This window comes from Xanthomonas populi, assembly GCF_002940065.1.
Taxonomy (GTDB): domain Bacteria; phylum Pseudomonadota; class Gammaproteobacteria; order Xanthomonadales; family Xanthomonadaceae; genus Xanthomonas; species Xanthomonas populi.
This window is the reverse complement of record NZ_MDEJ01000103.1, coordinates 1-14,437: the sequence shown is the minus strand read 5'-3', so window position 1 is coordinate 14,437 and position 14,437 is coordinate 1. Positions and strand designations below refer to the sequence as shown.

The 14,437-nt window shown below is 63.7% G+C and carries 13 protein-coding genes and 2 pseudogenes; 4 read left to right on the top strand and 11 right to left on the bottom strand.

Going from position 1 to position 14,437, the window contains the following annotated elements:
* Positions 1–62 precede the first annotated feature (62 nt).
* The 4 genes and pseudogenes from xopE to XpopCFBP1817_RS15235 all read left to right on the top strand — a co-directional run.
* Positions 63–890: a XopE/AvrPphe family type III secretion system effector gene (xopE, locus tag XpopCFBP1817_RS15245; protein ID WP_425479120.1), complete on the top strand. Its 828-nt coding sequence runs from the start codon at positions 63–65 to the stop codon at positions 888–890.
* Positions 891–1,342: 452 nt separating this feature from the next.
* Positions 1,343–1,717 carry a recombinase family protein gene (locus XpopCFBP1817_RS15240; RefSeq protein WP_425479119.1) on the top strand — a complete coding sequence of 125 codons (375 nt, stop codon included), beginning with the start codon at positions 1,343–1,345 and terminating at the stop codon, positions 1,715–1,717.
* A gap of 15 nt (positions 1,718–1,732) precedes the next feature.
* A complete protein-coding gene (locus tag XpopCFBP1817_RS24055) occupies positions 1,733–1,906 on the top strand; it encodes a hypothetical protein (RefSeq protein WP_425479122.1) in 174 nt (57 codons plus the stop codon).
* 140 nt (positions 1,907–2,046) lie between these two features.
* A pseudogene (locus XpopCFBP1817_RS15235) lies at positions 2,047–4,065 on the top strand (Tn3 family transposase); the annotation flags it as partial.
* 34 nt (positions 4,066–4,099) lie between these two features.
* Here the strand turns inward: XpopCFBP1817_RS15235 and XpopCFBP1817_RS15230 are convergent.
* The 11 genes and pseudogenes from XpopCFBP1817_RS15230 to hisS form a co-directional block, all read right to left on the bottom strand.
* A pseudogene (locus XpopCFBP1817_RS15230) lies at positions 4,100–4,669 on the bottom strand (metallophosphoesterase N-terminal domain-containing protein); the annotation flags it as partial.
* A gap of 183 nt (positions 4,670–4,852) precedes the next feature.
* On the bottom strand, positions 4,853–5,473 hold the full coding sequence (gene hisIE / locus XpopCFBP1817_RS15225; protein WP_128417749.1) for a bifunctional phosphoribosyl-AMP cyclohydrolase/phosphoribosyl-ATP diphosphatase HisIE: 621 nt from the start codon (positions 5,471–5,473) through the stop codon (positions 4,853–4,855).
* Entirely contained in the window at positions 5,463–6,239 is a 777-nt protein-coding gene (hisF, locus tag XpopCFBP1817_RS15220) for an imidazole glycerol phosphate synthase subunit HisF (protein WP_128417748.1), read from the bottom strand. The genes hisIE and hisF overlap by 11 nt, the downstream gene beginning before the upstream one ends.
* Complete coding sequence (hisA, locus tag XpopCFBP1817_RS15215) at positions 6,233–6,967, bottom strand: 1-(5-phosphoribosyl)-5-[(5-phosphoribosylamino)methylideneamino]imidazole-4-carboxamide isomerase (RefSeq protein ID WP_128417747.1); 735 nt, start codon at positions 6,965–6,967, stop codon at positions 6,233–6,235. Before hisA ends, hisF begins: the two co-directional genes overlap by 7 nt.
* The gene (gene hisH, locus XpopCFBP1817_RS15210) at positions 6,964–7,566 is read right to left on the bottom strand and encodes an imidazole glycerol phosphate synthase subunit HisH (protein ID WP_128417746.1); all 603 of its coding nucleotides are present in this window, start codon (positions 7,564–7,566) and stop codon (positions 6,964–6,966) included. Before hisH ends, hisA begins: the two co-directional genes overlap by 4 nt.
* Entirely contained in the window at positions 7,563–8,690 is a 1,128-nt protein-coding gene (gene hisB / locus XpopCFBP1817_RS15205) for a bifunctional histidinol-phosphatase/imidazoleglycerol-phosphate dehydratase HisB (protein ID WP_128417745.1), read from the bottom strand. Before hisB ends, hisH begins: the two co-directional genes overlap by 4 nt.
* Positions 8,687–9,778, bottom strand: coding sequence for a histidinol-phosphate transaminase (gene hisC / locus XpopCFBP1817_RS15200; protein ID WP_128417744.1), 1,092 nt, complete (start codon positions 9,776–9,778; stop codon positions 8,687–8,689). The genes hisB and hisC overlap by 4 nt, the downstream gene beginning before the upstream one ends.
* A complete protein-coding gene (gene hisD / locus XpopCFBP1817_RS15195; RefSeq protein ID WP_128417743.1) occupies positions 9,775–11,070 on the bottom strand; it encodes a histidinol dehydrogenase in 1,296 nt (431 codons plus the stop codon). Before hisD ends, hisC begins: the two co-directional genes overlap by 4 nt.
* Complete coding sequence (gene hisG / locus XpopCFBP1817_RS15190; protein WP_128417742.1) at positions 11,067–11,981, bottom strand: ATP phosphoribosyltransferase; 915 nt, start codon at positions 11,979–11,981, stop codon at positions 11,067–11,069. Before hisG ends, hisD begins: the two co-directional genes overlap by 4 nt.
* A gap of 9 nt (positions 11,982–11,990) precedes the next feature.
* The gene (locus tag XpopCFBP1817_RS15185; RefSeq protein ID WP_128417741.1) at positions 11,991–12,317 is read right to left on the bottom strand and encodes a YerC/YecD family TrpR-related protein; all 327 of its coding nucleotides are present in this window, start codon (positions 12,315–12,317) and stop codon (positions 11,991–11,993) included.
* A 220-nt stretch (positions 12,318–12,537) separates the two neighbouring features.
* Entirely contained in the window at positions 12,538–13,986 is a 1,449-nt protein-coding gene (gene hisS, locus XpopCFBP1817_RS15180) for a histidine--tRNA ligase (protein WP_128417740.1), read from the bottom strand.
* Positions 13,987–14,437: the final 451 nt, after the last annotated feature.

Sequence of the window (14,437 nt, the reverse complement as noted above, 5' to 3'; positions counted from 1 at the left end):
AAGCTCGACGTCATGTTCCTCGGATTCCTGAGCTTCGTCCTGATCGTTGAAGGGCTTCGTATGTGTTAACAGGCCCTAGCGACCGTCAACGCCTTGCCGACGCCACAGCGACGGTGCACGAGACACGACTCGCATTGCACCGTGGACGAGGCAATGTCGATAGCGATCTGCAGCTCAGCGACAAACAGAGCGCCGTCTACAGCGCTCTGTCCCACGAACTCGGTAAAAATGACCAGAATTCATGGGCAGGAAGCGCGCTGGCTTTTGGGGCTGGCAATTGTGACGAGAACGCAGCGATCAATGCACGCCAACATGCCGTCCGCATGGAGGACGGCGGGAAGGTGATGACCGTACGTGACTACGGAGTGCCCCACATCTACGCGCTTTACCAGCCACCAGGCGCGACAGAAGCGGACGAATCCACGGTGGTCCTTGACTCGTGGTGCGATGGTCCAGCCGTGCGACTAGGGGATTCGCGCTGGGCCGAAACGTACGGAACGACCACCACTGTAGTTGAACGATTCGAAAATCCTGACGCAATCGAAGCGCTGGACAGGACAAACGCATCCAGGGCTCAGATCGAGGACCCGCAAACTGCGCGGCATGCGTATGCGCGCGACTTGGAGGCAGTCTTTCTTGCTAAGCATGCCAAGCATGCGCCTGGCTACATCTTTTCCTCGATGCCGGTCATCGCCCCAGATCTTGCCGAAGGCACGCGTCAAAGACTGCAAGAGTACTCACCACGGACGCGTGAGGCTTTAGCCGCCGATGCTGCGCGGCAAGCCTACGGGCTGGATGAAGCGCAGCCCATTTCGCCGCGCACGACAACAGCGATCCTGGAAGACGCAGAGCGACTGGACGCCTTGGGTCGCCCGCCCTTGAGTTGGTGAACTGTCCTCTGGTACCAACTCTCACAAGAGGCTGAAGCGTCTTTGTAATCAGTAGTTGGACCAACGGCCACGAAGGCCTGCTGGAGGGGGTGGGGTGTAGCCAGCCTGGCGTCGGTGTCAAATGGCCAGTTGCGGTCACGTCCTCAGCTGGTCCACGAGGTGCGCAAACGACCGCTGTTGGCAAGTTGATATCGACTGTCTGGTCAACGAAACAGTGGGCAAACGGGGAGACGAGATGGCCGCCCCAACTCAGGCGAACAGCTGCTTGATCGATTTTAACCATCGGCCTGATGGCTGGTGGTATCGAGGTGGCGGCATGCCGCAAAACAAGTGTTTTGCGGCACCTATGCAACAGTCGCCTGCACGAACCTCCCGGCAGCCTCAAAATTGTGCGGGAAACTCTGTCGTCACGCACTACCATACGGAAACCTATCCCCGATGGTTATCCGCCTATGTTGGTTGGCTACATACGCGTTTCGTCGGATTCCGACCGCCAGAGCACGGACCTGCAGCGCGATGCACTGCTCGCCGCCGGTGTCGATCCGCGTCACCTGTTTGAGGATCGCGCCTCCGGCGCCAAGGATGACCGCACCGGCTTGGCGCGGGCGCTCGAATTCGTCCGCTCCGGCGATGTGCTGGTCGTGTGGAAGCTCGACCGACTCGGCCGCTCACTGTCGCACCTGCCCGCCATCGTGACCTCGCTCAAGGACAAACGGGTGGCGTTCCGCTCGCTGACGGAGAACTTGGACACCACGACGCCTTCGGGAAAATTCCTGTTCCAGGTATTCGGCGTGCTCGCGCAGTCTGAGCGCGCCTTGATCCAGTAGCGCGTCGTCGCTGGCCTGGCCGCTGCACGCAAACGCGGCCGGATCGGTGGCCGGCCGCAGGCGATCATCGGCGAGAAGCTGGACGCCATCGTCGCCGCACTCGATGGCGGTATGTCCAAGGCGGCGGTATGCCGCAACTTTGGAGTCAAGCGAACTACGCTGATCGAGACCCTGGCACGGGTCGGTTAGATGGGTTCCCGGGGAGCGTCATCGCGATGACAGCCAAGAGTGAACGATTGACCGTCCTGTCGGACGCCGAGCAGGAAGCTCTGTACGGCCTGCCGGATTTCGACGACCCAGCGGCTGCAATACCTAGCGTTGACCGAAACCGACAGTTGGAGGACGAGAGCAGTGCGGGCGCAAAGCAGTCCTTCGTTGCCGAGCAGGTGCGCCGTCAGCAAGACACGCCGCAGGTCGGCCGCCTGCTGTCGCTTTACATCGACGGAAGCCGGTGAGCAAACTGGCTTTGCACTGGCAGGCGGTGGACGGCCTGGCCGAGCGCATCCGTCTGCATCTTCGACCGCTGTACGTCGCGCTCGACCTCGCCGGCACCAACCCGGACGCCCGTGGCTGCTGGCTCTGGCCTGGGCCAAAGGCGTGTTCGCCAAACAGCAGCGCCTATCGCAACGGCCGCTCGCCGAATGTCCAGCAGCCACGCTGCCGAAACGCTTGCGGCCGTACCTGCTGACCTCTGATGCCGATGGCAAGCCGACTGGCCTTCACGCTGATCGCTACGAATTCTGGCTGTACCGTCAGGTCAGGAAGCGCTTCCAGTCTGGTGAACTCTACCTCGGCGACAGTTTGCAGCACCGTCATTTCTCCGACGAGCTGGTTTCGATGGATGAGACGGCCGACGTGCTCGCGCAGATGGACATCCCCTTCCTGCGGCAGCCGGTCGATGCCCAGCTCGATGCGCTAGCGGCCGATCTGCACACGCAATGGCTGGCGTTTAATCGCGAACTCAAACAAGGCAAGCTAACGCACCTTGAATATGACAAGCACACGAAAACACTAACGTGGCGCAGGCCAAAGAGCGAGAACCAGAAGCCACGCGAGCATGCACTGTACGAGCAGTTGCCCTTTTGCGACGTGGCCAACGTATTTCGTTTTGTCAACGGCCAGTGCCACTTCCTGTCAGCGTTGGCGCCGTTGCAGCCGCGCTACGCGAAGAAGATGGCCGATGCCGACATCCTGATGGCGGTCATCATCGCCCAAGCCATGAACCACGGCAATCAGGTCATGGCACGCACCAGCGACATCCCCTACCACGTCCTGGAAAGCAACTATCAGCAATACCTGCGCCAGGCATCGCTGCACGCGGCCAACGACTACATCAGCATCGCAATCGCCGCGCTGCCGATCTTCCCGCATTACTCGTTCGACCTGGATACGCTGTACGGTGCCGTCGATGGTCAGAAGTTCGGCGTTGAGCGGCCGACCGTGAAGGCGCGCTATTCGCGTAAGTACTTCGGGCGTGGCAAGGGTGTCGTCGCCTACACACTGCTGTGCAACCACGTACCGCTCCATGGCTACCTGATCGGCGCACACGATTACGAAGGTCACCACGTGTTCGATATCTGGTATCGCAAAACCTCGAACATTGTGCCGACCGCGATCACCGGCGATATGCACAGCGTCAACAAGGCCAACTTCGCCGTCCTGCACTGGTTCGGCCTGCGCTTCGAGCCGCGCTTCACCGACATGGAAGGCCAGTTACAGAAACTGTATTGCGCCAACGATCCGGCGCTGTACGAGAAGTGCCAGATCCGGCCGGTCGGGAGAATCGACCGAGATCTCATCATCAGCGAGAAGCCGAATTTCGATCAGATCGTGGCCACGCTCGGGCTGAAGGAGATGACGCAGGGCACACTGATCCGCAAGCTGTGCACTTACACCGCGCCAAATCCGACGCGGCGGGCGGTGTTCGAGTTCGATAAGCTCATCCGGAGCATCCACACGCTGCGCTATCTGCGCGACCCTCAACTGGAGCGCAACGTACATCGCTCGCAAAACCGCATCGAGTCCTACCACCAGCTACGTTCGACCATCGCTCAGGTCGGCGGCAAAAAGGAACTGACCGGGCGCACCGACATCGAGATCCAAATCAGCAACCAATGCGCCAGAATGATCGCCAATGCGTTCATCTACTACAACTCGGCCATCCTGTCGCGGCTGCTGACGAAGTACGAGGCCAGCGGGAACGCCAAGGCGCTAGCGCTCATTACCCAGATGTCACCGGCGGCCTGGCGGCCTGGCGGCACATCCTGCTGAACGGGCATTACACCTTCCAGAGCGACGGCAAGATGATCGACCTGGACGCACTCGTGGCCGGGCTAGAGCTGGGATGACAGAAATTTCGGCGGTTCCGGCGTACAACCCCTTCAAGGCCGGATACAAGCTCAAATCGTCGCTGACGATATCGCCCAGCGTGGTGCCCAGCGTCGCCGAGGTCTTGCCCACGATCGGGGCAACGATGTCGCGCTGGTAATAGCCCACGTCGACGAGGCTGGCGGTCTGGATGTCGGCGAACACCAGCATCTGAAAACCCTTGGTGCCGGCACTGGCGCGCCGGGTCAGCGCGAAATCCCAGTGCTGCGTGTTGCGCCCGGTTGCGGCGATGCCGCGGTATTTGCGCTTGCCAGACCCGTTAGGCACGTCGTGACGCCAGAACCCAGTCAGGCCGTCGGCGGCGGTCACCAAGCTGCGATCGCCCGGCTTGATCACGAACACGGTCTGCCCGTCGCACACCGGCAAGCGATAGCGGCCTTGCGCGTCGGTGCGCACCAACTGCTCGCCGTTGGAAACTTTCACATCGGCAATGCCCGGCTCATCGGCGCCGCGTCCGGCACGCACGTCGCGCTCTTCGTAGACGATGCCATCGACCACGGCATCGCGTGCGTACGCGCTTCCCGCGAGCCAACCCAGTGCAAAGAGAGCGAAGCGAAGCTGCATGCGTTTTCCCGCGCGAAGATTCAGCGGAAAGTGTACCTGCCGTGGCGAAACGCACGATGCAGGTTCGAACGCCGCAAGACATGGAGACATGGCAGCGACACATCGCTGCAGGAGCGCACCTGGGCGCGATGGGCATTATCGATAACGCCCCATCGCGCCCAGGTGCGCTCCTACCAGACCACGCTACTTATGCCGCGATTCCAGCAACGCCACCGCATCGCCCAGGCCCAGGCCGCGCGCGCGCAGCAGCACGATCAGGTGATACAGCAGATCGGCCGACTCGCCGAGCAACTCGTCATCGCCCTGCACCACGCCGGCCAGTGCGGTTTCCACGCCTTCCTCGCCCACTTTCTGCGCGATACGGCGGATGCCCTGCTTGAACAACTGGGTGGTGTAGCTGCCCAGCGGGCGCTCGTGTTCGCGTGCGGCAATCAAGGCGTCCAGGCTGCCAAGGAATTGGCCTGGCGCGGCCTGGAAACAACTGGTGCGGCCCAGATGACAGGTCGGCCCATGCGGGCGTGCCTGCACCAGCAGCGTGTCGGCATCGCAATCGGTCTCGATCGACACCAGGCGCAAGACATTGCCCGAGCTCTCGCCCTTGGTCCACAAGCGCTGCTTGCTGCGGCTGAAGAAGGTGACTTCGCCGCGATGTTGTGTGACGGCCAAAGCTTCGGCATTCATGTAGCCCAGCATCAGCACGCGCAGGTTGTCGGCGTCCTGCACGACCACCGGCAACAGGCCATCGCCCTTGCTCCAGTCCAACGCTGCGAGCGCGTCGCCTGCTGTCGTCTCGTTACTGCCCATCACGTACCTCGATCTGTTGCGCGCGCAAAAATTGCTTGAGTTCCGGGATCGGGATCGCGCCGCTATGAAACACGCTGGCCGCCAGTGCGCCATCGACATCGGCCTGGTCGAACACATCGGCAAAATGCTGCATCTCGCCGGCACCGCCCGAGGCGATCAAGGGCACGTGGCAGAGCGCGCGCACCTGACGCAGTTGCGCGATGTCGTAGCCGCGCCGCACGCCATCGTTATCCATGCAGTTGAGCACGATCTCGCCGGCGCCCTGGCGCTGCGCTTCGGCCACCCAATCCAGCGTACGCATCGGCAAGGCCTGGGTCCTGCTCGGATCGCCGGTATAGCGACGCACGCGCCACTCACCATCCTCTTCAAGAATCGAGTCGACACCCACCACCACGCATTGCACGCCGAAAGCATCGGCCAGCTCGGAGATCAATTGCGGGCGGCCAAGTGCCGGCGAGTTGATCGAAATCTTGTCGGCACCGGCATGCAATACGGCGCGCGCTGTTTCCACATCGCCGATACCACCGGCCACGCAGAACGGGATATCGATCAAGCGCGCGACCCGCTCGACCCAGGCGTAATCGACCGAGCGCCCTTCCGGGCTGGCACCGATGTCGTAGAACACCAGTTCGTCGGCACCTTGCGCGCGGTAACGCAGCGCCAGCTCGACGATGTCGCCCATGTCGATGTGATCGCGGAATTTGACGCCTTTGACCACGCGACCATCGCGTACATCCAAGCACGGAATGATGCGACGACTCAACATGCCAGTGCCTCCTTTAACGCCAGATGCCCTTCCAGCAAGGCCTTGCCGAGCACAATACCGGCGCAGTCTGCGGCCTTGGCGGCGGCGACATCGGCCAGATTGCGCGCGCCACCGGAGACCTGCACCTGCAATTGCGGCGCCAGCGTGCGCAGGTGCGCATACAAGTCCATGTTGGGGCCGGACAGCATGCCGTCGCAGGCGATGTCGGTGCACAGCAGATGCTGCAGACCGGCCTGCGCGTAACGTACGGCCAGCTGGTCCAACGTGGCGTCGGCCGCTTCGGTCCAGCCATACACTGGCAGCTGCCAGACGCCGTTTGCGTCCTGACGCGTGTCCAGCGCAATGGTCAGCCGATCGGCGCCGAATTCCTGCAGCCAGCCGATCACAGTCTCGCTGTCGCGCACCGCCAACGAGCCGATCACGACCCGTGCGGCGCCGGCATCAAGGATGCGCGCCACATCCTCGCGTGAGCGCACACCGCCGCCGGTCTGCACCTGCAAACCGGTGGCACGCGCGATCTCGCCGAGTGTGGTCGCCAGCGTGTAACCACCGGTCTTTGCCGCATCCAGATCGACCAGATGCATCCACTGCGCACCTGCAGCGGCAAACGCCTGCGCACGCGGCAGCACGTCGTCGCCATACTGCGTTTCGCGCGCGTAATCGCCTTGCAGCAAGCGCACCACGCGGCCGTTGCGGATATCCAGCGCCGGGTAAACGGTGAAACTCATGGGAAGCTCATCTCAAGAAAATTGCGCAGGATGCGTGCACCGGTCTCGGCCGAACGCTCGGGGTGGAACTGCGCGCCGCAGCGCCGGCCTTGCTGCACCACTGCGGTAAACAGGCCGCCGTGATCGCAGGTGGCCACGGTGTTGGCCGTCACCGGCGCGGCATAACCATGCACGAAATACGCACTGGCACGTTCCGGCAACCCGGCCAGCAGCGCGGATTCGCGCATCGGCACCAGCTGATTCCAGCCCATATGCGGCACGCGAATACCCAGCGCCGGCGTCATGTGCCGCACGATGCCCGGCAGCAAGCCAAGGCAATCGACATCGCCTTCTTCGGAATGCTCGAACAACAACTGCATGCCTAAGCAGATGCCGATCAGCGGCACCTGCAGGTGTCGAAACGGCTCCACCAACCCCTGTGCGCGCAAACGCGACATCGCCTCGGGCGCGGCGCCGACGCCGGGCAGGATCACGCGCTGCGCGCCCTGCAAGCCTTCTGCGTCGCGCACCACGCGCGCTTCCACGCCCAGCCGCTCCAACGCGTAGCGCACCGAGCCCAGATTGGCGCCGCCGGCATCGATCAACGCGACATCGCTCATAGCGCACCCTTGGTGGTGGGCAACGTGGTGCCTTCGCGACGGATTGCCTGACGCAGCGCACGCGCCAAGGCCTTGAAGCAGGCTTCGACCTTGTGGTGATCGTTCTCGCCGCGCACGCTCAGGTGCAGATTCAAGCCGGAGGCATCGCAGATCGAGCGGAAGAAATGCGGCACCAGTTCGGTTGGCATATCGCCCACGCGCTCGCGCTTGAAGTCGCCTTCGAACACGAAGTACGGCCGGCCACTGAAATCCAGCGCGGCGCTGGCGATGGTTTCGTCCATCGGCAACGTGAAGCCATGCTGCGCGGTGTCGCCGGCAACGCGCCACGGGCTCTCAACCGGATCGAATCCATAACGGCCGATGCCACGCTTGTCGCCCAGGGCTTCACGCAAGGCCTGGCCCAGTGCCAGACCGGTGTCTTCGATGGTGTGGTGCTCATCGATATGCAGATCGCCTTCGGCGCGGATATCCAGCGCAAAGCCGCCGTGCTTGCCGATCTGCTCCAGCATGTGATCGAAGAACGGCAGGCCGGTGGCGGTGTGCGGTTCTGCCACGCGATCCAGATCCAGTTCGACGCGGATTCTGGTTTCCTTGGTGTTGCGCTGAACCACCGCGCGCCGCGGCGCATCGGCCAACTCGTGTGCGATGCCGGGCCAATCCCACTCGCCACCAAACTCGTCGGTGCGCAGCTGGAAACCGCGGATATTGAGGTTCTGTGCGAACTGGATGTCGGTGATGCGGTCGCCCACCATCGCCGAGCGTGCCCAGTCGATCGTACGGTCTTGCAGATACGTCACCATCAGACCGACGCCGGGTTTGCGCGTAGGCGCGTTATCGGCCGGCCAGCTGCAGTCGATGAGCACTTCGCGGAACACGATGCCCTGGCTGGCGAAGATCTGCAGCATCAGATTGTTGGGGCCATCGAAAGACGCACGCGGGTAGCTCTCGCTGCCCAAGCCATCCTGATTGCTGACAATGACGAACTGGTAGCCGGCATCGCGCAACTTCAGCATCGCCGGAATCACGTTGTCGACCAAGCGCAGTTTTTCGTAGGCGTCGATTTGATAATCGGCCGGCTCGACGATCAGCGTGCCATCGCGGTCGACGAAAAGAATCGGGGTCATGCGGCGGCCTCCTGCTTGCGTTGCAGCGCACTCAACACGCGCTCGTTCTGCTCGTGCGTGCCCAAGGTGATACGCAGTGCGTCGAACAGTTGCGGTACCGCGCGTTGATCGCGCACCACCACGCCAGCCTCCAGCAGCGCCTGAAACGCCGCTTCGGCATCATCGAAGCGCACCAGCAAAAAGTTACCTTGCGAGGGATACACCTGACGCACACCGGCAAGCTGTTCAAGCGCTATGTGCACGCGTGCGCGCTCGCTGCGAACCTCTGCAATGCGCCGACGCGTGACCTCCAGCGCCGGCGCTGACAAGGCCTGCTCGGCCATCGCCGCACACGGGGTCGGCACCGGATACGGCGCCTGGCAGCGCCGTAGCAAGGCGATCAACTCGGCATTGGCGATCACGCTGCCGATACGTGCAGCCGCCAGCGCATGCGCCTTGGACAGGGTGCGCAGTACCGCCAGATTGTCATAACGCGCAAGCAAGCTCACTGCCGACGGCACATCGGAGAACTCGCCGTAGGCTTCGTCGACCACCACCAGCGCCCTGCCATGCAAGGCCTGCAAGGCGGTTTCGATATCTTCCAGGCTGATCGCCGAGCCGGCCGGATTGGAGGGCGAACACAGGAACACAAGTTTGGCTCGCGAGCTCAGCGCTGCTTCGACAATCGCCGGAATATTCGCATGAAACCCATCGCGCCCATCCACCAACGGCACCTCAACCAACGGTGCGTTCTGCAGGCGCGCGCACACCGCGTACATACCGAACACCGGCGGCGTCACCACTACCGCATCGCGCTCTGGCACGCACAGGCCGCGCACCAGCAGATCGATTGCCTCGTCGCTGCCGCGGCCGATCAACAGTTGCTCTGGCGCGCAGCCGTACAACTCCGCCAATGCGGCGCGCAACCCTTTGGGCTGCGGATCCGGATAGCGCCGCGTGCTGGCACCCGGGTCGGCCGGATTCCCCCATGCCGACTCGTTGGCGTTGAGCCACACATCGCCCTGCAACGCGCTGGTGCGCGCCGACGAGTAGCCGGCGAAGGCGCGTAGATCTTCGCGTACCAACTCCAGAATCGATGTCGTGCTCATGCGGCAACTCCCATGCGCAATGCCACTGCATTGGCGTGCGCATCCAGGCCTTCGGCGTGCGCCAGAATCAATGCGCATGCGCCGATGCCGTCGATGCCGGCCTTGCTTGCGGCCTGCACGCTGACCATGTTCTGAAAGCTGGCCACGCTCACGCCGCTATAGGCGCGCGCCGCGCCGCTGGTCGGCAACACGTGGTTGGTGCCGCTGCAGTAATCGCCGAGCGCTTCGGGGGTGTAATCGCCGAGAAACACCGAGCCGGCCGCTTCGACCTGGCTCAACCACGCGCGCGGTTCGCGCAATGCAAGAATCAAATGCTCCGGCGCATAGCGGTTGCTGATCGCAAACGCTTCGTCCAGCGTCTGCACCTTGATCAGGCGCGATTGCGCCAAGGCCTGGCGCGCGATGTCGGCGCGCGAGAGCTGCGCCAGCTGCGTATCCAGCTGCACTTGTACCGCCACGATCAGCGCATCGCTGTCGGACAGGAGTAATACCTGCGAATCCGGGCCGTGTTCGGCCTGCGACAACAGATCGGCGGCAACGAAGGCCGGCTGCGCACCGGCATCGGCGATCACCAGCACTTCGGACGGGCCGGCCGGCATGTCGATCGCCGCCGCGCCGGACTGCGCCACCTGCTGCTTGGCTTCGGTGACAAAGCTGTTGCCCGGGCCGAACAACTTGTCGCAACTCGGAACCGACTCGGTGCCATACGCCATCGCCGCAATCGCCTGCGCACCGCCGAGCTTGAACACGCGGCGCACGCCGGTGAGCTGCGCGGCGACCAACACGGCCGGATCGACGCTGCCGTCCTTGCGCGGCGGCGTGCAGAGCACCACCTCGCGGCAACCGGCCAGACGCGCAGGCACGCCCAGCATCAGCGCGGTCGACGGCAACGGCGCGCTGCCGGCCGGCACGTACAGGCCGACCCGGCCGATCGGCCGCACGATCTTTTCGCACACCACGCCCGGCGCGGTTTCCACCGCATAGCCGTCGCTCATGCCGGCGCGGTGAAAAGTGTCGATCCGCGCCACGGCGTCCTGCATGGCCTGGCGCAATTCAGGCGCCACCGCCGCTTCGGCGGCGGCGAATTCAGCCTCGCTCACGGCGAAGCTGTCCAGCGTCACGCCATCGAAACGCGCGGTGATCTCGCGCAACGCCGCATCGCCACGTGCGCGCACATCGGTCATCAATGCAGCCACCACATCGCGGGTCTGCGTGGCCACGGTCTGTACCGGGCGGGTCAACGCCTGGCTGCGCGCAGCAGCATCGAGTTGGGACCAATCGAGAATCTTCATGCCAGCGAGCGCTCCACCGTCAACACCATCAAGCCTTGCGCACCTGCGCGTTCGAGTTCTTCCAGGCGTTGCCAGGTCACCGCGCCATGGCACATGGTCTGCAGGCGCAGCGCGCCGTTGCCATCGTCGGGCAGCTGCACCAGCGGCTCGGCATCGGGCAGCAGGCGGCGCAGCGCATCCACGTTGTCCTGCTTGGCACGGAACATCAACAGCTTGCTGTCGCGCAGCTTGAGCACGCCGTCCATGCGCCGCAGCAGCATCGCCAGCAACGCGGCGCGCGCATCGGCCGGCTCGCGCACGGCACCGGCCAGCACCGCTTCGCTTTCCATTACCAGTTCCACCGGCTTGAGCTGATTGGCGGCCAAGGTGGCGCCGCTGGAGACCAGATCGCAGATCAAATCGGCGGTGCCCAGACGCGGGGCGATTTCCACCGAGCCGGACAATTCCACCACCGCCGCATTGATACCCTGACGCTCCAGCCAATCGGCCAGGATCGCCGGGTAGCTGGTGGCGATACGCTTGCCGGCCAGTTGCGCCACGCCCTGCCAGTCCCACTCTTCCGGCACCGCGAGCATCAGCCTGCACTGGCCGAAGCCGACCCCCCGCACCGCGTGATACGCGGCCGGCAAGCCATTGCGGCGGCGCTCGGCGGCCTGCTCTTCCAGCTCGTTCTGGCCGACGATGCCCAGGTCGCAGACGCCATCGGCGATCAGGCTGGGGATGTCGTCGTCACGCACCAGCAGCAGGTCCACCGGTAGCGATTCGCCGTAGCAGAACAGCTTGTCGCGACTCTGCCGCCAGCTCAACCCGCAGGCCGCCAGCAGGCTGCGCGCCGGTTCGGCCAGACGGCCGCTCTTCTGAATGGCGATACGCAACCGGTCACGTGCCGGCGCTGCCGTGGAAGCACTCATCTTGTTCTCTCAGTGGGATTCGACAGGGCGCGAAGATTGCTCGCGCAGAGCCGCGGCATAGCCGCCGGTTCCATGGTCCAGGGTGCGTGCAACGCGCCCGATGGTGGTCACGCTGACCTGGGTCAGCTCGTGGATTTCGCGATATGGCACGCCTTTGATCAACAAGGGCACCACGCGCCAACGGTCGGACATGGCCTCCAGCTCGGCGGGCGTGCACAGATCGCGCAAAAAGGCCTCGACCGCGCCAGGCTCTTTCAGGCACGCCAAGGCATCGGCCAGCATCTTGAGGGAGGCGGCGGCATCGGCACTTTCGCGGGGGGCAGGTCGTTGCTTCATTGCGTTAATGTAATAGCGTGTTATTACATTAACGCAGACGCATGCCATGAGACAAGCCTGACGGGCAGAGCGTTCAGAGAAGTCCCGGATCGTGCGACGGATCAGAAACGACAAACCCACTGACACCGAGGCGCCAGTGGATCTGGCTTGCTTCGGTCGGCGGTCGGCGCGGCAACTGGCTGTACCAGCCTGACACACTTGCTAGCTGGCCCAGCCCGCGTCAATCGCCCTTGATGCCACCAGCCACCAGCATCGCCTTGGCCTGTTCCAGCTCGACCAGCAAGGTGCTGGCCAGCTCGTCGCGGGCGACCTCGAACTGCTGCTCGCGCACCAGATCCTTGACCGCTACCACGCCGCGCGCCAGTTCGTCGTCGCCTGCCAGCACCACAAAGCGGATGCCTGCGCGTGCGGCGTACTGGAACTGCTTGCCGATCTTCTTCGGCTCCATCTGCACTTCGGTGTTGATGCCGCCGATGCGCAGCCGGCGCGCGATATCCAGCGCGTCATCCAGGCGCGACTCGTCCATCAGCGCGACCATCGCGTGCACGCTGCTTTCGGCGATGCCCTGGATCAGCCCTGTCTCGCGCAACTGCCAGAACAAACGGGTCAGGCCGATTGAAATGCCCACGCCCGGCAACTTGGACTTGGTGTAGTGGCTGGCCAGGCTCTCGTAGCGACCGCCCGAGCAGATCGAGCCGATCTGCGGGTGGTCGGTCAGCGTGGTCTCGTAGACAGTACCGGTGTAGTAGTCCAGCCCGCGCGCGATCGAGAAGTTCAGGCAGTACGCGCGCTCTGGCACGCCCAGCGCCTTGACCAGCTCCAGCACCTCGCGCAATTCGGCGATACCCTCGCCCAGCGTCGCACTGGCACCCACCGAGGCCTCCAGCGCCTGCAGCTGCGCAAGCGCATCGGCATGCCCGTTCGAGCGCACCGCCACAAAGGCGAGGATCTTGTCGACCTGCTCAGCCGCAATGCCGAAGCCTTCGCCCACCAGCGTGTCGCGCACGTAATCGGCGCCACGTTTGTCGATCTTGTCGACCTCACGCAACACGGCCAGCTGCAGCTCCCCCTCGGCTACGCCCAGGCTTTCGAAGAAACCGCGCAGCAGCTTGCGATTGTTCAACTGCACCTTGAATTCGCCGATGCCCAGCTCGGCGAAGACCGCGTGGATCACCGCCAGCACTTCGGCGTCGTAGCGGATGCTCAACGCGTCCTTGCCGATCACATCGATATCGCACTGATAAAACTCGCGGAAACGCCCGCGCTGCGCACGCTCGCCGCGATACACGCGCTGCATCTGATAACGGCGGAAAGGGAAGCTCAAATCGTGTTCGTGCTCGGCCACATACCGCGCCAGCGGCACGGTCAGATCGAAGCGCAGCGCCAGCTCTGGAAGGGATTGACCCGGCAGACCGCCCTCGCCGCCCTCGTCAGCCGCGGCGGCGGCATTGGCCAGCGCGCCGGTGGACTGCACGAAGTACACCTGGCGCTCGGTCTCGCCGCCGGATTTGGTCAACAACACGTCGGACAACTCGAACACCGGGGTTTCGACCGGCAGAAACCCGAACCGCTCGTAATTGCGGCGGATGACGTCCAGCATGCGCTGGAACGCGATCTGCTCGCGCGGCAGCAATTCCATGATGCCGGGCGGCGTACGGGGCTTGATCACGAGCGAAACTCCTGCAGGGCAATGTGGCCAACGCGCAATTCTACCGGCTGTCGGCGGCGCTGACCGCATGACGTATCATTGGAATGCGTCTTCGCAGTGCGTGGCTCCTTGTACCGGCAGCTTTCAGACCCCAGCACGACCTGCCGGCGCCAAGCGCGGCATCGGGCACCGACGCGCGCGGCTCCGACTGCGCCCAGTGCGCAGTCCACGGCCAGGCCATTTGCGCAGCGTTATCCCCGCGGGAAATGGACGCGCTCGATCAGGCCACCAGCACCCAGGCCGATGCAACCAGCAGCACCTTGGTGCGCGCAGGCGACACCCGCCACAGCGTCTACACACCATTGATCCAGCCAAGAGAAGTTTTAACTAGAGCCTGTTAACACATACGAAGCCCTTCAACGATCAGGACGAAGCTCAGGAATCCGAGGAACATGACGTCGAGCTTCTCAAA

Coding starts and splice junctions, on each gene's coding strand:
- XpopCFBP1817_RS15240 (WP_425479119.1), top strand. CDS start 1,343: ATGTTGGTTGGCTACATACGCGTTTCGTCGGATTCCGACCGCCAGAGC.
- hisIE (WP_128417749.1), bottom strand. CDS start 5,473: ATGGGCAGTAACGAGACGACAGCAGGCGACGCGCTCGCAGCGTTGGAC.
- hisF (WP_128417748.1), bottom strand. CDS start 6,239: ATGTTGAGTCGTCGCATCATTCCGTGCTTGGATGTACGCGATGGTCGC.
- hisA (WP_128417747.1), bottom strand. CDS start 6,967: ATGAGTTTCACCGTTTACCCGGCGCTGGATATCCGCAACGGCCGCGTG.
- hisH (WP_128417746.1), bottom strand. CDS start 7,566: ATGAGCGATGTCGCGTTGATCGATGCCGGCGGCGCCAATCTGGGCTCG.
- hisB (WP_128417745.1), bottom strand. CDS start 8,690: ATGACCCCGATTCTTTTCGTCGACCGCGATGGCACGCTGATCGTCGAG.
- hisC (WP_128417744.1), bottom strand. CDS start 9,778: ATGAGCACGACATCGATTCTGGAGTTGGTACGCGAAGATCTACGCGCC.
- hisD (WP_128417743.1), bottom strand. CDS start 11,070: ATGAAGATTCTCGATTGGTCCCAACTCGATGCTGCTGCGCGCAGCCAG.
- hisG (WP_128417742.1), bottom strand. CDS start 11,981: ATGAGTGCTTCCACGGCAGCGCCGGCACGTGACCGGTTGCGTATCGCC.
- XpopCFBP1817_RS15185 (WP_128417741.1), bottom strand. CDS start 12,317: ATGAAGCAACGACCTGCCCCCCGCGAAAGTGCCGATGCCGCCGCCTCC.